This is a genomic window from Dactylosporangium sp. NPDC051485 (genome assembly GCF_040682015.1).
Lineage (GTDB): Bacteria > Actinomycetota > Actinomycetes > Mycobacteriales > Micromonosporaceae > Dactylosporangium.
In genome coordinates, this window is sequence record NZ_JBFAZW010000056.1 from 43580 (window position 1) to 65464 (window position 21885).

General features: G+C 68.1%; 14 protein-coding genes. 10 read left to right on the top strand and 4 right to left on the bottom strand.

The features are described 5' to 3' along the window. Positions 1-419 precede the first annotated feature (419 nt). On the bottom strand, positions 420-4298 hold the full coding sequence (locus AB0M46_RS28725; RefSeq protein WP_363340871.1) for a hypothetical protein: 3879 nt from the start codon (positions 4296-4298) through the stop codon (positions 420-422). A gap of 286 nt (positions 4299-4584) precedes the next feature. Between AB0M46_RS28725 and cas3 the strand changes: the two genes are divergently transcribed. From cas3 to csb2, 4 genes are read left to right on the top strand one after another with little or no spacing between them, the layout of a single operon-like run. Continuing rightward, on the top strand, positions 4585-6990 hold the full coding sequence (gene cas3, locus AB0M46_RS28730; protein ID WP_363340873.1) for a CRISPR-associated helicase Cas3': 2406 nt from the start codon (positions 4585-4587) through the stop codon (positions 6988-6990). Further along, positions 6987-9134, top strand: a complete 2148-nt coding sequence (gene csx17, locus AB0M46_RS28735; RefSeq protein WP_363340875.1) for a type I-U CRISPR-associated protein Csx17 — start codon at positions 6987-6989, stop codon at positions 9132-9134. Before cas3 ends, csx17 begins: the two co-directional genes overlap by 4 nt. After that, positions 9131-10051 carry a type I-U CRISPR-associated RAMP protein Csb1/Cas7u gene (gene cas7u, locus AB0M46_RS28740; protein WP_363340877.1) on the top strand — a complete coding sequence of 307 codons (921 nt, stop codon included), beginning with the start codon at positions 9131-9133 and terminating at the stop codon, positions 10049-10051. Before csx17 ends, cas7u begins: the two co-directional genes overlap by 4 nt. After that, positions 10048-11490 (top strand): type I-U CRISPR-associated protein Csb2, encoded by a 1443-nt coding sequence (csb2, locus tag AB0M46_RS28745; protein ID WP_363340879.1) that lies wholly within the window; start codon positions 10048-10050, stop codon positions 11488-11490. Before cas7u ends, csb2 begins: the two co-directional genes overlap by 4 nt. Before the next feature lie 2180 nt (positions 11491-13670). Here csb2 and AB0M46_RS28750 read toward each other — a convergent pair. Continuing rightward, the gene (locus AB0M46_RS28750) at positions 13671-14177 is read right to left on the bottom strand and encodes a hypothetical protein (RefSeq protein WP_363340881.1); all 507 of its coding nucleotides are present in this window, start codon (positions 14175-14177) and stop codon (positions 13671-13673) included. 890 nt (positions 14178-15067) lie between these two features. On the opposite strand from AB0M46_RS28750, the gene AB0M46_RS28755 reads away from it, so the two are divergent. Then, positions 15068-15876, top strand: a protein-coding gene (locus AB0M46_RS28755; protein ID WP_363340883.1) for an IS5 family transposase whose coding sequence is annotated in 2 segments (ribosomal slippage) — positions 15068-15403 and positions 15406-15876 — 807 coding nt in all. Because the reading frame shifts where the segments join, the coding sequence is not laid out codon by codon here. A 32-nt stretch (positions 15877-15908) separates the two neighbouring features. On the opposite strand, the gene AB0M46_RS28760 is transcribed toward AB0M46_RS28755, so the two are convergent. Both AB0M46_RS28760 and AB0M46_RS28765 read right to left on the bottom strand, forming a co-directional pair. Then, a complete protein-coding gene (locus tag AB0M46_RS28760; protein ID WP_363340885.1) occupies positions 15909-16277 on the bottom strand; it encodes a winged helix-turn-helix transcriptional regulator in 369 nt (122 codons plus the stop codon). 205 nt (positions 16278-16482) lie between these two features. Further along, positions 16483-16794 carry a hypothetical protein gene (locus tag AB0M46_RS28765; RefSeq protein WP_363340887.1) on the bottom strand — a complete coding sequence of 104 codons (312 nt, stop codon included), beginning with the start codon at positions 16792-16794 and terminating at the stop codon, positions 16483-16485. 474 nt (positions 16795-17268) lie between these two features. Between AB0M46_RS28765 and AB0M46_RS28770 the strand changes: the two genes are divergently transcribed. The 5 genes from AB0M46_RS28770 (at position 17269) to AB0M46_RS28790 (ending at position 21823) form a co-directional block, all read left to right on the top strand. Continuing rightward, the gene (locus tag AB0M46_RS28770; RefSeq protein WP_363340889.1) at positions 17269-17841 is read left to right on the top strand and encodes a hypothetical protein; all 573 of its coding nucleotides are present in this window, start codon (positions 17269-17271) and stop codon (positions 17839-17841) included. A gap of 257 nt (positions 17842-18098) precedes the next feature. Next, the gene (locus tag AB0M46_RS28775; protein WP_363340891.1) at positions 18099-18788 is read left to right on the top strand and encodes a hypothetical protein; all 690 of its coding nucleotides are present in this window, start codon (positions 18099-18101) and stop codon (positions 18786-18788) included. Then, the gene (locus AB0M46_RS28780; RefSeq protein WP_363340893.1) at positions 18785-19477 is read left to right on the top strand and encodes an SAF domain-containing protein; all 693 of its coding nucleotides are present in this window, start codon (positions 18785-18787) and stop codon (positions 19475-19477) included. The genes AB0M46_RS28775 and AB0M46_RS28780 overlap by 4 nt, the downstream gene beginning before the upstream one ends. 2 nt (positions 19478-19479) lie before the next feature. Further along, positions 19480-20316, top strand: a complete 837-nt coding sequence (locus AB0M46_RS28785; RefSeq protein WP_363340895.1) for a ParA family protein — start codon at positions 19480-19482, stop codon at positions 20314-20316. Between the two features lie 169 nt (positions 20317-20485). Further along, on the top strand, positions 20486-21823 hold the full coding sequence (locus AB0M46_RS28790) for an ATPase, T2SS/T4P/T4SS family (RefSeq protein WP_363340897.1): 1338 nt from the start codon (positions 20486-20488) through the stop codon (positions 21821-21823). Positions 21824-21885: the final 62 nt, after the last annotated feature.

Genomic DNA, 21885 nt, shown 5'->3' on the forward strand with positions numbered 1-21885 from the left:
CCGCAAGCGTTAGCACATCGAATCGTGCCATCTTGATCGCGGAACTCCACAACACCGCGCCGCAACCGCTGCGGCCGTCGATGCTGAAGCAACGACGCCGAAATCGTACGTCGGCAGGCGGCGCGGGGTTCGCAACTGTGACTGACGGCGATCGTTCGTGAATTCGGGGGCACTGGGGAATTGGTCGTGCGAGACTGCGGACGGCCCGTGTGTACACGGTGCCGGGTAAGGTGTGAGCCAAGTGCCTGGGTGGGCAGCACACGATATCTTCGGAACTCAGCCGGTGCCTCTGGCGTGCGCGTGTCTACACCACCCGGCTCCAGCCGGTTACCCGTCACGACTTCCCCGGGACGCTAGGTTCGGCTCCAACTCCGGCGGTGTGATGGCCAGCACAACGAGGGCCCTCAGGGTTGTTGCCGTTAGTTCTCCATTTCGGCCTGGTCGGCTTTCAGATCGCGGTCGATGATGCGCTGGAGTTCAGCGTGCAGGTCGCGGTAGAGGTTGCGGGCGCCGTCGCTGAGCGTGGCATCGTCGGCGAGCGCTTGCGCACGGTCGCGGTTGTCGATGTTCTGCTGTGCTGGGTGTCCGGGTGTCCAGGAGGCGCGGGGGATGCCGGAGGCGAGCAGCTCGCCGACGACCTGGTCGTGGTTGGCGTCCGGGTGGCGGTCGAGGGCTTCTAGGAGCTCCTCGAAGCGTTCGGGCTCGTCGAGGACGAAGTTCGGGCAGTGGGCGAGGGACTCGGCGAGGAACAGCAGTTCGTCGTCGCTGCCGTCTGCGGCGATCGTGGTGATGGCTGTTGCGGCGCCGGCGGTGGGGCGGACGCCGGCGATCGCCGGCCAGATCTTGCTCCGCTGGAGTCGCTGCATGCCCGCGGCTTGGGTGCCGTGCTGGATCCAGGTGACGAGCGCGGTGGGATGGTTGGCGAAGGGTCGTTCAAGTCCCCATCCGGGTCGAAGCAGCGGCGATCCGCCGCGCTCGGCATGCGCGGCGATGACGTCCAGGATGTCGTCGGGCAGCGGATCGGCGAGTGCGACGAGGGTTCCGCGGTTTGTGGTGTTCAGCTTCGGCAGTTCGCGGAGCAGGTCGAGAAGGGCGCGGCGTTGGGCGTCGCTCAAGCCGGCCACCCACGTCTGCGGATCCGTCCCTTCCGCGATCCAGATGGCCACAACGACGGCGTCCGGGGCGGTGGGCACGAACGTGCGCAGCAGCGGCACGGTGCCGAGCGGGTCAGCACGCAGGATCGCGCCGGTGCTTCGGATCGCGGTGTCGCGAATCGCCGGGTCCGGGTGTTTCGTCGCCTCAATGATCACGGCCGATGCGTCTGCTGCGACCGCGCTCCAGCTGCCCCGGGAGAAGCCGCGTAGCGCACCGGTGACGATCGTGGACCGGCTGGTGACCGCGATCTGCAGCGCCTTCAGGAACTCGCTCCGGTCGTCCAGCAGGGTGTCGAGCACGACCGCGACTGCGGCGTCGAGCGGGCTCGGCGGGTCGGCGACGATCGCGTCGAACAGGGCCCGCCGCTGGTCCGGCCGGGCGTCGAGGACAGCCCGTAGCGTCTGTTCGAGGCCGGGGGCCGGATCGGTTTGGGTTGTGGCGATGACGGTCAGGCGTTCAGCGAACCGTTCGACCAGCGCACCGGCGTCGGCGGCGTCCTGCCAGAGCCGGGTTGCGAGCTGCTGGCGGGCCTGTTCCCGGCGCGCCACGGTCTGCTCGTAGTGGTCGACGGCGTTCCGGCTGTCAGAGGGCGGTTTGCCGTCCGTTCCGGAGTCCGGGGGAAGATCGGCGACGGTGCTGCTGTCGTAGTCGGCGGTCGCGAGGAGGTCGGTGAGCTCGTCCTCGTCGTGGGCCTCGATGGCGGTCAGCAGCGCCCGGCTGTCCTGGCGAAGGGCGGCCGAGATTGCGTGTGCGGCGGTCCAGGTGACAGCGGCGCGGATGCGGCAGCGGACCAGCGGCTCGGTGGCGGCCGCTGCCGAGGCGGAGAGCACGGCGAGGGTCTGCAGGTCGTCGTCCACCCACGCGAGCGTCGTGTCGTCCGGCATGGTCCGGCCGAAGTAGGCGACGGGCTCGCTGAGCGCGATGCCGAGCAGGCGGGCCGCCTCGACGGCCGTGGCGACGTCGGCACCGCCCATGGCGGCGGCTAGCAGCTGGCGCATGCGGTCGCGGATCGCCCGGACGGCGGCGGGGGCGACGGTGTAGGGCCGGAACTCGAGCGCGCCCGGCTGCCAGTGCTGTGTGGTGCCGGATTTGGCCAGCAGCGGTTCGATCATCGACAGCGGGCTGCGGCACCATGCGGTGTCGGCCGGTTCGGCGAGCCAGACGGCGACCCGGTCCAACAGCACGTCGGCGGCGGCGAGGCTGTCCGCGGCGCCGAGCTCGGCGAGCTGTTCGATGACGCGCACCGGGTGGTCGGGGTCCTGGTGGGGCGGGCTTGCGTCGGTCCGCGCGAGCTGCCAGAGCAGGTCGAACACGTCGGCCAGCAGCGCTGGGTCGGCGCTGGCGCAGATGCCGGCCAAGCGGGCGCAGCGCCGGCGAACGTCGTCGTGGGTCAGCCAGCCGCCCGGGATGTCCGGGCCCGGATTCGCGATCGCGTCCCGCAGCAGCGGTAGCACGCTGACGCCCTGCGTCGCGGCCACGGTCGACAGTGCATCGAGCGCTTCGCAGCGCACGGCATGGTCGCCGGTCATGAAGCGGGTGCGGAAGTCGGTCCAGCTGGCGCTGAACAGATCCGGTACCGCGGCGGCGCCGGGTTCACTGTGATCCAGGCGCCAGTCCAGGTTGGCGAGACTTGTCAGCAGCTTGAGCTGCTGTTGCGGGAACGTCTGCCAGAGCTGGCCGGCGAAACCGCTGTCCTGGCCCAGGACGACGGCCTGTTCGGAGAGGAGATGATCCCCGAGCAGATCGGGGACGACGCCGATGAGGCCGTCGCGGTTGAGCAGGACGCCGTGCTTGGTCAACGTCTCGATCACCTGCAGCAGCTCGCCGCGGTCGATGCGAAGGAAGCTGGCGAGCGTGTCGAGCAGCGGCAGGTCGCCGAGGCGGACAGGCGTCAGAGCGGCGATGGTGGCCAGGATCTTGCGGGCCTGCGGGCCCGTGGCACCCTGGACGCCGTCGGTGGCGGCCTCCCCGTAGCGGGTCATGATCTCGTGCCGCAGGTCCGTGTTGAGGGCCAGCGGGGTGGTGAGCTCGTTGCGTCGGATCAGCTCGACCGCGAGGACGGCGAGCGCCGGCGTGACGCGAGCGACCTGGGCGAGGCCCTCGGCGAACGGCGCGGTGAGCTGTACGTCGTCCTGGAGGGCGGTAACGAGCTGCCGGGCGCCAGCCGCGGTCAGCGGGGTGACCTCGTGGACCGCGAGGTCGGGCAGGCTGAACTTGGCCGCCATCAGTGACCGCTCACACTGCACCCGCGCGGTCGGCCGGCCGGTGAGCACGACCCGCACCCCCTCGGTGGTTCGTGCGTACCGGAGCAGCCCCTCGAGCCCGTCGCGGTCGCGGTGGATGTCCTCGACGAAGACGATTGCCGGCGCCACGGGCAGCTCACCGAGTGCACGCTGGTCCAGCGCTGCGCCGTCGGCGCGGGCGAGCACGGGCACCGTGCCGAGTTCGTCGCAGAGCTGGCCGAGGGCCGCCAGAGCCAGGCGGGACTTCCCGCGGCCTGCGGGTCCCTCGATGAACATGACCCGCGGACCGGCAGGATCTCGCAGCGCCGAGACAATCGCATCGACTTCGGTGTCGCGGCCGACGAGCCCCGCCCGGTGGTGGAATCGGGCGTTCGAGTCCAGTAGCGGCGCGAAGTACGCGTCGAGGAACACGAACGCGTCGGTGCCCACGTCGGACATGAACTTCCGGCGCTCCACCTCGCCGAAATGCGTGTCGAGCAGGGCGCGCGCGTCCTGCACCAGCAACGACCGGACGTGATCGCCGAGGTCCGCTTGATCCCAGATCTCCCAACCGGGGTGCTTGCCGATCTTGGTCCGGGCGGCTGGGCTGGCCTTACGCGAGTAGACGATGATCCGCTTGTCGGCCGTCTCGCCCGCCGAGGTCATCTCGCCGATGACCTCGTCGATGAGACCGTTGGTGAGTTTGGCCTCATCCTTGCAGCTCCAGGCACCGCGGGTCGCGTCGGAGTAGGTGCCGCGATGGTCAACGCCGCCCTGCTTCTGCCCCGACGTGCCGTTGCGTGATGAGCTCACCGGTCGCGGATCGGCGCCCGGAATGCGAGCCATGCGCTTGAGCAGGTCACCGAGAAACTCCTCCAGCTCGTATCCACCCATGCCGGGCGTCGGGAGGAGGTCGGTCATCGCTCCACACTATCGGGGCGTTGCCGGTGCGCTGGTGTTCGACACTGCGCCGTGTTCGAGGACAAGCCGACCAGCTCCGGTGGCGCGAGATGCGGGAGTACGGCAGCACGGTGAATGGTATTCACGTTCACGGGTTTGATCTAGCGAGGACAATTTCTGTCGTACCCCTCGTGTACAACTCGATGGTGCTCGGTGCGTGCCGAGGAGTCGGCTGCTGGTTGCACCGTCCCGGTGGTCAGGCGCTGGGGCGCGGCCAGCAGTTGGTGCTCAGCCTGTTGGGGGGTTCATGCCGTCGTTCGATCAATTCTTTGCCCAGGCGTTGGGGAGTCCGCCGTACGGCTACCAGGCTCGAATCGCTCAAGACGGGTTACCGGCTGTCGTCGCGGCGCCAACCTCGGCCGGGAAGACCGGTGTGATCTTGGCCTGGCTGTGGCGACTGTTGTATGGGGCGCCGCCCGGTACGGTGCCACGGCGCTTGATCTATGCGCTGCCGCAACGGTCATTGGTTGAGCAGGTCGCCGGCGAGGTGGAGGGCTGGTTGGCGGCGCTCGGCTTGAGCGACGAGGTCGGGCTGCACGTGGTGATGGGCGGTGCCGGGGAGAGCCAACGGCATTGGCGATTGGACATGCACCGCCCGGCGGTCGTAGTGGGAACCGTCGACTCCCTGGTGAGTAAGGCCCTGAACCGAGGATACGGACTGTCGAGGGCGATGTATCCGATCGACTTCGCGCTGGTCACGAACGGAGCGCATTGGATCATCGATGAGATCCAGCTGTGCCCGGAGTCGACGACCACATTGCGGCAGTTGGCGGCATTTGCAGATCCGACCCGCCCAGAGGCGTGGCCGACGGCGGAGCCGTTCGGGTTGACGTGCATGTCCGCGACGATCTCTGCACGGCTGTTGGACACGATCGACAACCCGGCACCTGGTCACGGTGATGTGGTGCGGGTCGAGGCGGCCGACCGGGTCGGTGAGCTGGCGTTGCGGTTGGACAGCACACGCGTGGTGCGTCGGATGCCGGTGGAGCCAGGTGACTATCGGGCGTTGGCGGCGACCGTACGTCAACGGCACCGCGCCGGGACGTTGACGTTGGTCGTGATGAACACGGTTGCGGCAGCACAAGCGGTGCTGGCGGCCTTGGACCGTGACGGTCAGCCGGAGGCGATGCTCCTGCATTCGCGGTTCCGCGGGCTGGAGCGGGAGGAGCTCTTGAAACAGGTCCTCGATGAGGTCGGTGCCGAGGGCCGGATCGTGGTGGCGACCCAGGTGATCGAGGCCGGCATCGACCTCAACGCTGCCGTGATGGTCGTGGAGGCGGCGACGTGGCCGTCAGTGGTGCAGCGGGCCGGGCGGTGCAACCGCACGGGCCGGGTCGTGGATGCCGAGTTGTGGTGGTTGCCGCCGGCGAAGCCGGTGCCGTACGAGGCTACCGACGTCGAGGCGTCGGTAGCGGAGTTGACGGTGTTGGAAGGTGTGGGGATCACCGGTGAAGGGCTGCTGGCTCGGCAGGTGGCAGTGACCGAACCGGAGGTGTCGGTGCTGCGTCGCCCGGACCTCTTGGCCTTGTTCGATACCGCGTCAGACCTGTCCGGCGGAGACGTAGACGTGGCGCCGTACGTGCGTGACGCCGAGGACTCCGACGCGCAGGTGGCGTGGGCGCAGTGGACGCCGGTGGATTCGTCGGGCCGTCCCTCGTCCGGGGTCAGGATGCCGGAGCAGCGGTGGCGGTGTCGGGTCCCGGTGGGCGACCTGCGGACGCTGGCGAAACGAGCAGCGGTATGGCGGTTCGACCAGCTCACCGGTGGGTGGACGCAGGTCACGCAACGATTCCCGGCCCGACCCGGTGAGCTACTGCTGGTCGCAGCCCGGGACGGTGGCTACGACCCGCGGACCGGTTTGAGCGTGACGAGTAGCCATCCGGTGTCGCCGGCTCCGGTCGCGGATCCGGCGCCGCAGCAGACGAGATCCGACGGTGTCCCGGCGGTTGACGGCAAGGATACGTTCGGTCGGGACGACACCAGCGTCGGGCAGGCGCAGTGGTTGTCGCTGGAGCAGCACAGCATCGACGTGCGCGAACAAGCGGCGGCGCTGGTAGCGGCGTTGCGGCTGACGCTCGCGACGTCAGCAACTAGGGCGGCGGTGGTGGCCGGGTACGCCCACGATGCTGGGAAGTGCTATCCAGGGTGGCAGGACGCGTTGTGCTGTCTGGCCGGTGTTCCGGAGCCGGCGTGGGTGACCGCGGGCCGGCCATGGGCGAAGGCCGGGGTCGAGGGACGGCTGCGTTTCTCCGATGGGGTGATGTTCCGGCACGAGCTAGTGTCACTGCTGCTGCTTGACGGGCCGCTGGTCGGGCTGCTTGACGGTGTCGAGGATCCAGATCTGGTCCGGTACCTTGTCCTTGCCCATCACGGCAAGCTCCGGCTCCAAGTGCGGGGCCCGGCCGACACCGATGACAAGACCCTGCTCGGGCTGGCCGAAGGCGAGCTCGTCACCGTGCCGGCGATGTTGGGCCAGCCGGCCGGAGACCTGACCGTCGAGTTGGGCATGTTTAGCTTCGGAACCGACCGGTCGTGGCTGCGAACGACGCTAGGGCTGCGGGACCGGTACGGGCCGTTCGTGCTGGCCTATCTGGAAACGCTGGTCCGGATCGCCGACTGGCGAGCCAGCGCCGGGCTACCGGAGGCCCGATGACCCGCCATACCCTGCCGGGCGTGCAGCCGGCACCGTTGAGTGCCTACCTCGCAGGGCTGGGGCTGATCCGCCTCCTCGGGGAACAGGCCGACCCTGCCCTGACCGCAGCCTGGACCGCGGACGGTCTGGTCGTCGACACCACGGTGCCGGACCTGCCTGCCTGGCTTGTCGAGCGCTACGTGCCGACCCCGATCGTCACTCCGTGGAACGGCGGTAGCGGATTCGGCCTGAAAGACAAGGCACAACGGCAAGCGCTCGATGCCCTGGTGGCACTGGCATCGCCCCGGCTGGACCCGTATCGAGCTGCGGTCGCCGTAGCGAGACAGGTCGCAGACGGGTTCCACCATCAGGAGTGGAGCAAGGAACGCAGTGTGCGGGAGCTGCGCAACCGATGCCCCGAGCAGCTCCTACCATGGCTCGACGCGGTCGCAGTCCTCACCGATGACCAGGTGTACTTCCCGCCGCTGCTGGGCACCGGCGGCAACGACGGCCGGCTGGAGTTCTCCAGCACCTTCCACCAACGGCTCCTCGACATGCTCGACCCCGCGGTGAAGGCACGGCAGCGGTCCCTGTCCTACGCCCGCGACGCGTTGGACGGCACGCAGATCGAGCCGCTGCAACGGGCGTCGGTGGGCCAGTTCGATCTGCTGGCTGCGGGTGGGCCTGCTTCGTCGCCGTTCGGTGCCGCCGACTCGCTGGTGAACCCGTGGCAGTACATCCTGCTGCTGGAGGGTGCGCTGCTGTTCGCGGCCAGCCCAACCCGCCGGCATCTGCACGCCGCTGGCCGCGCCGCCGTCCCGTTCACCGTGACCGACGCCCCCGACGGGACTGCCACCGGCGCGGCCGGCGAGGTGTCCCGCGGTGAGGTGTGGGTGCCGACCTGGCATCGACCGTTCACCGCCGACGAGGTCAAGCAACTGTTCACCGACGCCCGGGCGGCGTGGCGGGGCCGGCCCGCGCAGCGGGCGGTGGACTTCTACGCCGCCACCCGCACCCTCGGGGTCGCCAGCGGGGTGGACGGCTTCGTCCGCTACGGCATGCACCGCCGCAACGGCCTGGCCCACGCAGCCGTCCCGCTCGAACGGGTCGTCGTCACACACCGCCCGGAGGTCCGATTGGCGGCCCGGCTGGAGGACTGGGTGTCCCGATGCCGGGGCGGGGTCACCGGCGCCGCGATCCGTCAGGCCGTCCGGCGCTTCGACCAGGCTCATGTCGCGTTCGCCCGCGACGGCGGCCCGCTGCACCTGGCCGGCATGCTCGCCGCAGTCACCAACCTCGAACATGCCGCCGGGCACAGCGCCCGCGCACGCCGCGACCTGCCAGTCCGCACCGCACCGAGCGCCCGGGAGTTCCTTGACGTCCTGGCTGCCGCGGAGTGCCCTGAACTGCGGATCGCAGTCGGGTTGGCTTCCTGCGCCACCCGGCCGAGCACCAACACGGTCCGGCAGCCGGTGCGCACCATGCGACACCTGCTGCTGCCGGTCGACCCGGACCGCAGATGGCGCGACACCGCGCTGGTGACCGGCTTTGGACTCCGGCCGCTGCGTTCGGTCCTGGCCGAGGTACTGATCTGGCGTAGCCGGACCGCCGCAGATGAACGCGGCGCCGCCGACCTGCGGGGCATCCCGACGTTCCGTACCGGCATCCGGGTTCCCGACGCCGACCTGCACGCCTTCGTCCAACCCGGCCAGCTCGATGACGACCGGCTCGACCTGTGGCTGCGAGCCTCATTGGCCCTGGACTGGGATCGGGTTGATTACACCTGGACCGACCCGGGCAGCCCACCGATACCCGTGCCGATCCTCGGACTGCTCCAGCCGTTCGCCGAAGGTCTCGCTCAGAGCCGGGAGGATCGTTCGGCCGGACCCCGGCTGGGGCTCCAGCCGGACTGGCCGGCCAGGCTCGTCGCCGGGCAGATCGACACCGTGCACGCCGACGCCGTCCGCCGGCTCAAACAATGCGGCTGGCAGGCCGTACCTGCCCTGCCCGGGCTGCGACAGCACGGCCCTAGCATCGCCGCGGCGCTCCTGCCACGATGCCGGCAACCACGGCGGACCCTGTCCCGTCACCTCGCCCGACCGATCCAGACCGAACCTTCCACCGGCAGCCGCCGATCCCACGAACCCGCCCAGGAGACCCAGTGAGCGTCCACCGCACCCTGCTGCACGTCGACCTGCGCCCGCTGGCCGGACACCGCTTCCAGCCGACGGGATTCCCCGACCTGGGCGCCGCAGAGTTCGACACCACCGAAGGCCGCACCCTGGCGGTGGAGTCCTACCAGTCCATGGCGAACCGGCTGGAAGCCACCACCTGGGACGAGGCCACCACGGAGCAGGTTCCCGCGCTCGACGGCCTGCCTTACGTGCGCATCGTCGACGGCACGGGTGGCTTTCTGTCCTCCAGTCGGCTGGAGGCCCACCGCCTCGCCTCCGCCTACATCATGAACGCCACCATCGACGGCACCAAAGGCGACGAATGGATGCGTGAACACCTCGGCCTGCAGGCCGGTCGGCCCCTCGACAACCGCGCGGTCGCCCGCGCCTCCTTTGCCCTCGACCCGCTCGCATTGGTCCATGGCGTGTTCTTCGCCCGCAAGGGCTGGCCCTGGCAACCGCGGATCACTCGTGCAGTGACCAGCTTCATCGACGCCTACGACGTTCGGCCGGCAGTCACCGGTGGCGTCAAACGCGACGTGGTCATCAACGAGGCCAAAGACGGCGCGACCGCCGAGGGGTACGGCACCGTCCCGCACCACAGAGTCGAATACACCGCCGGACGGATCACCGCCTACTTCACCACCGACCACGCCCAACTGCGAGCCTACGGTTTGCCCGAACCGGCCACTGCGCTCCTGGAAGCTCTGATCGACTACGAGATCGGTTCGCTGCTTGACGGCGGCCTCCGGCTGCGCAGCGCCTGCGACCTCGAAGTCGTCGACGTCCAAGGCGCCCGCCCTGACCCCACCGAGGCCGCCACCCGCATCACGAAACTGCTTGGCGAATGCGCCGACGACCTCGGCCCGGTGACCACCGCCGTCTGGACCGGCCGGAGCAAAGGATGAGCGTCACCCTCGCCGTCCGCTTCCCAGTGGGCCGCTACCACGCCACCCCCTGGGACCGCAGCGCCAACGAAGGCACCGTGGAGTGGCCACCGTCGCCGTGGCGGATCCTCCGCGCGCTCGTCGCCACCTGGTACACCCGCTGGCCGGACCTACCCGCCCCCACCCTCGACGCGGTGCTCAGCGCGCTTGGCAACCCGCCGGTGTACTGGACGCCACCAGCGAACCCCGGCCACACCCGCCACTACCTGCCCGACACCGACCACACCCGCAGCACCACCGGTTCGACAGACCTCACCCTCGATGCCTTCCTGACCGTGGCCCGAGACGCCGACCTCTTCGTGCACTGGAACACCACACTCAACGCCGAACAACGCGACATCCTCGCCAAACTCGCCGAGCTGGTCCCCTACCTCGGCCGGGCCGAATCCGTGTGCCAGATCCGGCTCCTGGACCCCGAGGGCCAACCAGCCCCGGACGACACCTGGTGGCATCCCGCCCCCGGCTCCGACGGCGCAGAGTCCATCCGGCTTCTCGTCGCCAACCAACCGATCCGCCGCGCAGTTCTGGAAACCAGCCCCACCGACGTCCGCCGCGCACGACGCACCACCCCACCCGACACCACTCTGCTCACCTACACCCGCACCACGCCGGCCGCCGCAGCCCGAACCCAGCCCTCAACCAGCCGAGTCAGCACCGCGAGCGTCAACGCCATCCGATTCGCAGTCCTCAGCCAAACCCCCATCAAGAGCACCCACGGCGTCTTGCTCGCCGACGAGCTCCACCGCCACGTCACCCGCCGACTCGACGGCACACCCGCCCCGCTCCTCGGCACCGGCGGCGCCGCCACCAACCACCAACACGCCCACTGGATCCCCATCGCCGACAGCCCCAACAGCGGCGCCACCATCACCGCCATCATCATCTGGGCACCCGCCGGAATCCCCATCGACGCCGTCACCCGAATCATCGGCATCCGATCCCTCACCGGCCAGCGAGGCAGCACCTACCGCATCAAAGGACTGCCCGACACCGAGCTCCTCCTCCAAGCCGTCGGCACCCTCGAACACATCGCACCGGAACTCACCACACCAACCCGCCACTGGCGCAGCCTCACCCCCTACCTGCCCGTCCGCTACCGCAAACGTGAACCGCTCGACGATTACCTCACCAAAGACATCACCGCCGAACTGCGCTACCGCAACCTCCCCCCAGCCACCGTCACCCTCCTCAACCCCGCTAGCGGACTCTCAGACCAATGGGCTCGCGCCTTCCGCCGCTATCGCCTCACCGAACACCTCGGCAAAGCCAGACCTGGTCTCGGTCTCCACCTCGAGTTCCCCGAACCCATCAACGGCCCTCTCCTTCTGGGGCAACTCAGCCACTTCGGATACGGCATCTTCACCCCAGAACTCGAACAGCCATCATCGACTCCACGCTAACGACCTAACCATCGCCACAGACCGCCGCCGACACCTCAGATGGACACAAAACTGCAGAGCACAACCCTGTTACTTGAAAACTCCAAAGCGACCGACACCATCCAGACGATCTAGGAGCCCGAAACTCGACGCCTCCAAGCCGGAGGTTCCGACCGTGAAAGCAGGAGGAAACAGACACTCCGACGGAAGAACACCAGCCAAGCGATCATGAAAGAACATTCGTCCAGCTCCAACAGCCTTCCACCGGCACTACGCGGCCGGTCTCCGTTGTAGCAGATCAAACGGCAACTGACGCTGGAAATAGTCACGGGCTTCCACCGGCACTACGCGGCCGGTCTCCGTTGTAGCACCATAATGAAATTCGGCTCACCGGCCTCAGACGTCTGCTTACACCGGCGCTACGCGGCCGGTCTCCGTTGCAGCGCGCAGACGGCGCAGACCAACCTGACGTGTGACGTCTACTTCCACCGGTACTACGCGGCCGGTCTCCGTTGTAGCGGGTTCAGCGTGATCGTGCCCTTGGAACCGATCTTCTTACAACACTTGCGCCACGCGGCCGTTCTCCGTTGTAGCGCCGAACAGACCTGCGACGACCGCCCGGGCGTCCCATTTCCACCAGCACTACACGCTCGGTCTCCGTTGTAGCGTCCACAGGAAGAATGCACCGAGCGCGCCCATCACAACCTTCACCGGCCCTGCGCAGCCGGTCCCCGTTGTAGCGCGTCGTACTCGCCGCAGCCACGCACGACTAGGCGCAGCTTTCACCCGCATCGGTCTCTGTTGTAGCAAGATCCCTATCTTGGCGATCGTGACGGGGAGCGCACCTTCACCGGCCCCCGTGGCCGGTTTCCGTTCAAGCCGGCTGCGCCGCCAACTCGTCCCGTATACGGTCATCAACTTCACCGGTCCTGTGCGGCTGGTCTCCGTTGCAGCTCGCCGCCCGTGCGGACACGCTCAAGCATCAGGCGCACAACCGGCCCTGCGCGGCTGGTCTCCGTTGCAGTTTGAGGCCGTCCTCGGTGCACCAACCGGCGTCTTTCCTTCATCGGCCCTGCGCGGCCGGTCTCCGTTGTAGCAAGTTGCCCGGCCCCATGAACGTCACGGTCGTGCGCTCTTTCACCGACACTGCGGCCGGTCTCCGTTGCAGCCCTGGCGCGTATGCAAAGCATGAGGCGAACGCCGCCGCCTTCCAACAGCGCCACGCGGCTGGTCTCCGTTGTAGCGCCACCACCGTGCCGTGCGGAATCTGCCCGCCGCAGCCTTCACCGGCCCGATCCGCCGGTCTCCGTTGTAGCAAGACGTGGATTGACGCCTACGTGGATCTCAACGGCCGTCGCCGGCCCTACGACGCCGGTCTCCGTTGTAGTGTCCTGCGGTTGAACCGCAACCTCAGGCTCTAACCCGCCCTTTGCCGGTTGTACGCAGCCGGTCTCCGTTGCAGAATCCCGCATTTCTTCAAAACGGCGAACAATCTGCCACCGTCGTCGGCCCCGCACGGCCGGTTTCCGTTGTAGCGCCTCGACCTGCAGGATCAAGGGATCCGGGAAGTCCCTTCATCGGCCTACGCGGCCGGTCTCCGTTGAAGCGGCAATGCCTATAGGCCGGGCGAACCACTGTGGCACTTGCATCGGCCTGCGTGGCCGATCTCCGTTGCAGCATGCGGCAGATGCCTTTTGCTCTCAACTGTAGTACATTCACCGGTCCGCGTAGCCGGTCTCCGTTGTAGCGCGAACCGTCCGCCTTTGAGGTCCATCGCTCACGATCTTCGCCAGTCTTTGCGGCTGGTCTCCGTCGTGGCCAGCAGACGCCGCCGTGGTGGGAACACGGGACCAGCTTTACCGGCCCTGCCCGGCCGGTCTCCGTTGCAGTGCCATGATGGACGGCAAACCGCGCGACTTCATCATTTCTAATTGACCTACAAAGCCCGTCTAGATTGTCGGCCGCTCACTAAGTCCGCATGCCGTTAAGAATCGTCGGCCTGGGCGCCGCCGGTCTCCGTTGTAGAATGGCTTCGTGCAGTCAGGCGGCTTCCCCGCCCCTCGCCGGCAATGCCGAACCGGGCTCCGTTGCAGAATCCCGCAGTTTTTCAACGCGGCGAATAATTTGCCATGTTCACCGGTCTTGCGAGGACCGGTCTCCGTTGTAGTGGCTCCCAACGCTGACCTGATCCGAAGCTGCCCTTACATGCCCACCACGGTGACCACGACGAGTGCAGCCAGAAACCAGAACGGTCCTTGTGGCAAATGAGTCTTGCGCGTAGCGCGCCGCGCCACGACGAGTCCTATGCCGACCACGGCCGCCGCGCCGGTAGCCAGCAACGCCATCGCGTACAACGCCAACCAGCCGGCCCACGCCGCAGCACCGCCTATCGCCAACGCGAACCGCACGTCACCCCACCTGACCGTTGTGGGAGCCACCATGGAGCAGATAGCCACCACCGCGGCGGAGCCCAGCCCCCCGAACACGAGCCGCAGCCAGGGTTCGAAATCGTTCACAGCTGCAGCGTGGCCCAGGAGCAGTGCCCCGAGGCCGCCCGCAGCCAGATAGCACAGCCTGGCTGGTAGCCGTTGCACAGCCAGGTCCACGAACAGCAGCACCGTCCCCACAGCACTCCACCAACCGAACGCCACGAACGCCAGGTCCCGTATGCCCGCCACCACCAGCAAAGCCAACGAAGCGACGAACACCAGCTCAACCGTCCACGGCGGCGGACCGAGCCGCTGACCGCAGACACCGCATCGCGCCCGAGGTGTGATCGACGCCGTGTCCCCCCAGAGACCAAGCGGCGTTGAGCATCGCGGGCAGGCGCGCCGCCACGATCGGCAAGCCGAAACCGAGTGACGCACGATCGTCCAGCGCAGCAATGGCGTCAGCAAGACCGCGCAGCACACGACGCGCACCAGTACACCTAGGAATCTGCGGCCGTTGGCGCCCTCAATCCCGGCACCTCGAAGGCCAGCGGCACCGGTCGAGCCGGGGCGCCGGCCGACGCGGGCGGCTTCGGCCCGGCGCCGGCCCGGCAACGCGGTAGTCCCGTTCCTCCGCACAGACAACCGGACCTCCAGAAACGCGCCGACATGGCAGCCCTGTCGTATCGCGTCGAGCGCCCACTCCGCCACGGTCCGTGGAATCCGCACCGTCAGGTGCGTGCCAGGATGCACGAACCGAGTGGCGCGGCATTGTCAACGTCGTCGACGTCGGGGCATTCGGGTGGATCGGGAGCGCGAACCGTCGAAGCAATCGCCGATCTTGCCGTGGAGGCTCACAACACTGCGGACTTGCGGATGGGCATCGCCAGCCGGACCTGGCGAAACCGCCGTTCGTACCAATCTGGAGCCAGTCAAGCGCCGCACAGTTCAGCTCGGTAAATAATGTCCGTCGGCGCGGCCATGCCGACGGGCGCGGATCGCACATTACGCTGCGGAAAGGCAGCGCAGTTCCCCGGAGTTGCGTCGTTGCTGCATGACATCGTTGCCGCCGACGGCACGCGAAGAATAGCCTGTTAAGGGCGTGTCTCAGATGGTGAGGCCCCGGCCTCGGGCATGACCTTCGTTTCGTGGCCGATGTGGTTGATGACATGGTGGGAACGTGGGCGCCGGACGACTTCTGGGAGATTGCCGGGCCGTTGATCCCGCAACAGGCCAAGCGGCCACAGGGCGGCGGGAAACGTCGGGCTGACGACCGGGCGGTCCTGGCCGCGATCGTGTACATGGTGCAGGCCGGCTGTTCCTGGCGGAAACTGCCAGCGGCGTTGTTCGGTGTCTCCCGCCCGACCGTACATCGGCGGTTCGGCGCCTGGACCCGGGACGGGCTGTGGGAACGGCTGCATCAACAGTTACTGGACCGGCTGAACCTGGCCGGTGGGATCGACTGGTCTCGGGCGGTGGTGGACTCGATCAGCGTCCGAGCCCTGAAAAGGGGGACCTGACCGGGCCAAACCCGGTCGACCGCGGCAAACCAGGATCGAAGATCCACATCCTGTGCGATCGGCGCGGGGTTCCGCTCAGCGTGCTCATCTCCGCAGCGAACACCCCCGACGCGCAGCTACTGTTCCCGCTGCTGGACTCCGTCGCCCCGACCCGCTCCCGCGGCGGACGGCCCCGCCGGCGGCCCGCAAAGCTGCACGCCGACAAGGCGTACGACCACAAAGCGATCCGTGCCGAGGTCCGCCGCCGTGGCATCACCGTGCGGATCGCCCGCAAGGGCATCGAGTCCTCGCAACGGCTGGGTCGTCACCGCTGGATCGTCGAGGCGTGCCTGTCGTGGCTGATGAACAACCGTCGCCTCGGCCGCCGCTATGAACGCAAAGCAGACCACTTCCAAGCCTTCGCCGACCTCGGCTGCATCCTCATCTGCTACCGCCGACTGACCAAGGCCACCATCTGAGACACCGCCTAAATGTTGATCCGGCGGTTAACTCATCGTTTCTCGTCCGACTCATCCTCGGGATCATCGGTCTCGGACCCGTCGGCGGAAGGATCAGGCCGGCGGTACTTGTCGTAGAGTTCGCTGATCTGGACCAGGACGCCGACAATCGAACGGCCGTCCGTGGTGAGGGCGTGTGCACGCTGCGATCGTGAGAGCGGGACCTGGTGAACCAGTCCATCGCCAGTCAAACGTCGTAGCGTCTTGCTCAACACCCCTTCAGTGAGTTCTGGGTACTCCTTGCGAATCGCACGCGCGAGTTGCGTATACCGGAGTGGTCCTTCGGACAGATGCGTGAGGACGACGAGGTCCCACTTGCGGGCGAAGATCTCTCTCGCGTTCTGCACATGCGATGAATCCACGCAGCTCCCCCTCAGCCCCCGCCGCTCGACGCCGCGTGATACGGCGTGAGTTAGGTCATGCGCAGCCTTCAAGGTCACAAGGCGCAGCGGCGCTGTCAAGGGAAAATGTTTGTGATGGATGCGACGCGCACTGATACGTACGGATTATGCGGATCCTGCGATTCCGCACACAATCGACATACCGAATAAAACGGTCGTTCGGGCGTCACGAGATTGAGTAAGCAGCTGTCGACGTGCGGGTAATCGATGCTGCCAGGGTGTCGAGGAGGTCCATCAGCGCGCGTCCGGGGGGCGTCAGTGCGTACAGACCCGCTACCGATCCCTCGACTGATTCCACCATCCCCAGCACGCGCAGCGCCTTGAACTCATCGAGGAACAACCCGGTATCCGCCCCGCTGGGCGCCGCGTCGGGCAGTGGCTTCCCGTCCGCGACCACGGCGAGCGCCTCCAGCATGAGCGGTCGTCCGATCAGGTCGAGCGCTGATCCCAGGACCTCAATAGTGATGGGCTCGGCCACCGATTGGCCCCCTCGCGGCATCGGACTGTCCATGCACGGCGGTAAATCCGCGGCGCCGTGTTGCGGTCAGTGTGGACCTACGCGGCAGGGAGGGGCAACACCCGAAGAGATGAGTGAATCGGCGAACTCTCCACACCTCAAAGTGCGCACCTGTAGGGACGGATCTCACGGTACGGCGATTGCGGACCGTGGCGGCTCGACTGCAATGCGAGGTATGACCTTGTGAACGGTGCTGCAACTTGCAGCTGGAGGTGGATGAATGCTCGCACGGGGGGACGTGTCCGGCCCAAGAGGGGCCCGCAATCTGACGCAAGTGAAGGGGACTGCCCGGCTCCGGTTCGGGCCCCTCCAGGACGCATCGAACAGGCACGATGGCGGAATGACCTGGCATGGCCACGCCAAGCTGCGGTGTCGGAGCCAGGTCAGTCGCATGCGCACCAGCGCTGCGTTCGCCGTTCTGCCTAGGAGGCTCACATGATCCGCCGCTTGCACCCTGCGCCTGCGTTGGTTGCGCTCGCGATGGCCGGCTGCACGTTGAGCGCGTGCACCGACAAGGGGCCGGCGACGCCGGGGAGTGCCAGTCCGGCGGCCAGCGCGCCGTCGCCCAGCCCAACGGCCGACCCGAGGGTCGCACAAGCGGTGCAGGCGGCGACCGCGGCGTACCAGGGATACATCGAGTACTGGGCCATCGCTTCGCAAGCTGCGGACCCGAACAACGCCGATCTGGCCCGGTATGTCGCCGACCCTCTGCTGAGCCTGACGCGGCACAACATCCAGCGGCTCCGCGACAACGGCCAGGTCCAGGTTGGCGCTCAGACGGCAAGGATTGTGAGTACGCAGGCCGATGTCGACGCGGCCCAGCCAGTCGTCACCATCCATGCATGTCTGGACTACAGCGCCTTGAAGCTGGTCTACAAGAGCAATAGCAGCCCCGTGCCCAACAGCGCTATCAAGAACCCCAAGGTGTCCACCGTCGCCACGGTGTGGCGCTACCAGACCGGCCAGTGGCTGGTCAACAAAGCTGAAGGCGGGACGGATCCATGCTAGCGGCCCGGCTTCGTTCGGCCCTGGGCCTCATTGTGGGTGTGGCTGCCGCAGGAACGCTGCTGGCGGTTGGCGGCGCAAGCGCAGCGGTGGCAATGCAATCGGTGTTCCTGGCAGGTCCAGGCGGCGGCGGGGACTGCGATACGAGCGTCGACCCGTGGTGCTGGTCCGATGGCCATCGGCCAGGCGACGGCGGCGGGGATGGTGGTGGCGGCGGAGGTGGTGGAGGCGGGTCGGGGTGCACCTGGAATGGGCAGAAGATGCCGTGCACCGACCCGCAGTTCGGCACCTACATGGGCGGCGGCTGCTACTGGAAGGCCATGGTCCCGCCGCCGCTGGCTCCGCCGCCCGGCGGCCAGGACCCTGCCACCGGTGCTTGGGGCACCAAGACCTGCTATCAGAGCCCCGGCAGCGACTACGTGACCCAGGTCTACTACTGGAACCCCAACCCGCCGGATACCGGCCCGACTCCGGCGCAGCTGGCGCAGCAGGCGCTGGCGAAGCTGCACCTGCGGGGAGCGCAGATTGGCATCGCTCCCCAACCCGGCGGCAGCGGCGCGGTCGGCCTGCCGGTGTGGATGTGGACGGCCGTCACACCGGAGACCTGGGGCCCGCAGTCGGCCAGCGCGAGCGGCGGGGCGATCACCGTCACCATCACCGCGAAGGCGTCGCGGATCGTCTGGAACATGGGCGACGGCCACACCACGACCTGCGCGAATCCGGGCACGCCCTACGCCGCGAGCTACGGCAACACCGACTCGCCCACGTGCGGTTACCGGTACACCGTGCCGTCGAGCACCACCACACACCCGCATGGGAGATATCAGCTCACCGCCACGACGTACTGGACTGTCACATGGTCCGGCGGTGGGCAGACCGGCGTGCTTAACCCGACCAGCCAGGCGCAGAGCAGCGTTGAAATCGGCGAGATTCAGGCGGTGACCCAATGAGCACCATCAACCGCAGCATCGTCGACGCTGCGAGCGCACCCCCGGTCGCTGCGTCGACCTCGCTGGCCCGGTTGCCTCGGCGACGCAGCCTGGGCATGTGGGCGCTCGGCGTCGTCCTGGTCGTGCTCGGCTCCGTCGGGGCGTACCTCCTCGTCGTCCAGGACGGCATGACCCATCCGTATTTGGCCGTGAGTCACAGGGTGGCCTATGGCGCCGCCATCCAAGACAGCGATCTCGCCGTCATCAACGTCAATGCGGCTGTCGGTCTGAACCCGATCCCCGCGGCGCAGCGTGCGCAGGTGGTCGGGCAACACGCGGCGGCCGAGCTCTATCCGGGCACGCTGCTGACCCAGGACCAGCTGACGAAGACCGCCGTTCCGGCACCCGGTCAGCAGCTGATCGGCATCGAGCTCAAACCCGGACAGCTGCCGGCACGCGCGCTGAAGCCCGGCGACGCGGTCGTGCTGGTGGTCGTCCCGCCGACCGGCCTCGCCGGCGTCCCGGACCCGCAGAGCAGCACGCCCGCGGCGCAGCCATCCAGCATCCCGGCCACCGTGGCCGGGACGTCGGGGCCGGCGACCAACGGCAACGTGCGGGTGGACGTGGCGGTGGCGACGGCCGACGGATCGGTGGTGGCGGCGATGGCTGCGGCCGGCCGCATCGTGCTCGTCGTGACGACGAGGAGCTGATGATGGCCCTGATCGCGGTGTGCTCAGCGAAAGGTTCACCGGGCGCCACCACAACAGCGCTCGCCTTGGCGCTGCGCTGGCCACGACGTGTGCTGCTGGCCGAGTGCGACCCGGCCGGAGGTGACCTCGCGGCAGGGTTCCTGTGCGAGGTTGCCCTCGACGGTCGCGGGCTGGACCGGTTGACCTCGACGCTGGCCCGGCGGCCGTTGACCGCCAACACGCTGTGGAACGAACTGGTCGACCTGGCACCTGACGGGGACTCGGCGAGGACCAAGCTGCTGCTCCCCGGTTTGGCCGACCCGGCACAGGCCGCCACCTGGGGCGAACCGCAACGCACTGGCCAAGCGGCCGGCTGGGACCAGCTCGCAGCACAGCTGCCGATGATCCGCGACGGTGCCGAGGAGTACGACGTCATCGCCGATTGCGGCCGACTCGCCGCAGCTCACCCAGCAACCCCGCTCATCACGAAGGCCGACCTCGTCCTGCTGGTGCTGCGCCCGACGCTCATCAGCGCCCGCGCCGCCTCCGCAGCGCTGCAGCATCTGCTCCAGCCGGGCCGTCCACCGGTAGCGCTTGTCACGGTCGGCGACGGTAGCTACCGCACGAAGGAGCTGGCGCTGGAACTGCGCACCCCCGTCGCAGCGGCGCTGCCGGACGACACCAGGAGTGCCGACGCTCTGAGCCAAGGCATCACACCCCGTCATGGCCGGCTGCTCCGCGCCGCCGGTCGAGTCGATCCCGCAATCCGGCGGATCTCCGAGGAAGACCGCCTCCCTGCCGCAACACCGGCGGTTCTGGGCCGTCGTCGCGTTGACGAGGAGGCCGACGTTGTCCACTGACGCGCGCAACAACGGCAACAGCAACGGTCGCCGACCTGACCCGACGGCATTGGGCGCGGCCGTCCGTGCACAGATCAATGGCCGCTACACCGCACCGCCACCACCGCCGGATGCGCTCGAGGAACGTGCGCGGTCATCGCGGTCCGTCCCCCCGCTCGACGACACGGTCGTGCGTGCACTGCACGAGCAGGCCGCGCAGCTGCTCGCGGCGGAGTTCCGCGGCAATACCGACCAGAGCCCCGAGGACCGTCGCGCGATCGGTGAGGACATCGCAGCGCAGGTCGTTCGCGCCCACATCGACGCTCGCCGCCAGACCGGCGAGCGGGTCGCCGATGAGTACGAGCAGCGGCTCCTGGACATGGTGTTGGCGTACCTGTTCGGACTGGGCCGTCTCCAGCCGGCCACCGATGACCCCGATGTCGAGAACGTCATCGTGCTCGGTCATCAGCGGGTGCGGATCGAGTACGCCGACGGGCGGGTCGAGACAGGTCCGCCGGCAGCCGCGAACGACCACGAGCTGTTGCAGACGATCCAGCGCATCGCCTCGGTAGGCCAGCGCAACGAGCGGGCCCTGACAGCGTCGAAACCCACCTTGCACATGCGGTTGCCGAATGGCAACCGGCTCGCGGCGATGCACGTGGTCACGCCGGCACCGGTCATCGTGACCCGGCGGCACCGCACGAAGCGCGTCAACCTCGACGACATGGTCAGCCTGGTCTCCATTGACCCCGTGTTGCGGCACTTCCTGGCCGCGATCGTCCGTGCCAACCTCAACGTCATCCTCGCCGGGCCGCCCGGCTCGGGTAAGACCACCTTGATGCGGGCCATGGCGACGGAAATCCCGCGCACCGAATGGTTCGCCACGATGGAGTCCGAGCTCGAACTCGGCTTGCACGAGACCGGCGAGTTCGACTGGGTGCTGCCGATCGAGGCACGCGAAGGGCACGGCGAACTCGGACCGGACGGCCGCCCAACTGGTGAGGTGTCCCTGGAGCAGCTCTTCCCGGATACGCTGCGATTGTCGATGCGGCGGGTATTGGTCGGGGAGGTGCGCGCGGCCGAGATCGTGCCGATGTTCGACGCGATGAACACCATGCGCGGCTCCATGTGCACGCTGCACGTCCGTCACGCCGACGGCGTGCTGCTACGCATCGCCGAGCTGCTGATGCGCTACGGCGCCGCGAACTCCCTGACCGGCGCCTGGCTCACGGTAGTCAACGCATTGGACTACATCATCTACTGCGACATCATCGACGAGCGACCGATCGGCGGTCAGCAGCACCGATTCGTCAGCCACGTTGTCGAAGTCGTGGGCATGGGCGACGGACTGCAACCCACCACCCAGGCGATCTTCGGCCCTGGGCCCGACGGGCGGGCACGCCCGAAGGTCCACCCACAGAAGTCCCGCGCCCAACTGCTCCGCACAGGATTCGACCTCGACTGGCTGAACCAGACCGACGGCATGTGGACACAGCCGCTGCGCACCATCGTCGGCGGTGGCCGATGAGCCCGGCGCTGTTGGCCGCGGTGGCGGCGGCAGGTCTGCTCGCCGGCGCGACCGTCCTCGTC

Excerpts from the sequence above, each read along its gene's own strand:
- AB0M46_RS28725 (WP_363340871.1), bottom strand. The coding sequence starts at position 4,298 with ATGACCGACCTCCTCCCGACGCCCGGCATGGGTGGATACGAGCTGGAG.
- cas3 (WP_363340873.1), top strand. The coding sequence starts at position 4,585 with ATGCCGTCGTTCGATCAATTCTTTGCCCAGGCGTTGGGGAGTCCGCCG.
- csx17 (WP_363340875.1), top strand. The coding sequence starts at position 6,987 with ATGACCCGCCATACCCTGCCGGGCGTGCAGCCGGCACCGTTGAGTGCC.
- csb2 (WP_363340879.1), top strand. The coding sequence starts at position 10,048 with ATGAGCGTCACCCTCGCCGTCCGCTTCCCAGTGGGCCGCTACCACGCC.
- AB0M46_RS28770 (WP_363340889.1), top strand. The coding sequence starts at position 17,269 with ATGATCCGCCGCTTGCACCCTGCGCCTGCGTTGGTTGCGCTCGCGATG.
- AB0M46_RS28775 (WP_363340891.1), top strand. The coding sequence starts at position 18,099 with ATGCCGTGCACCGACCCGCAGTTCGGCACCTACATGGGCGGCGGCTGC.
- AB0M46_RS28780 (WP_363340893.1), top strand. The coding sequence starts at position 18,785 with ATGAGCACCATCAACCGCAGCATCGTCGACGCTGCGAGCGCACCCCCG.
- AB0M46_RS28785 (WP_363340895.1), top strand. The coding sequence starts at position 19,480 with ATGGCCCTGATCGCGGTGTGCTCAGCGAAAGGTTCACCGGGCGCCACC.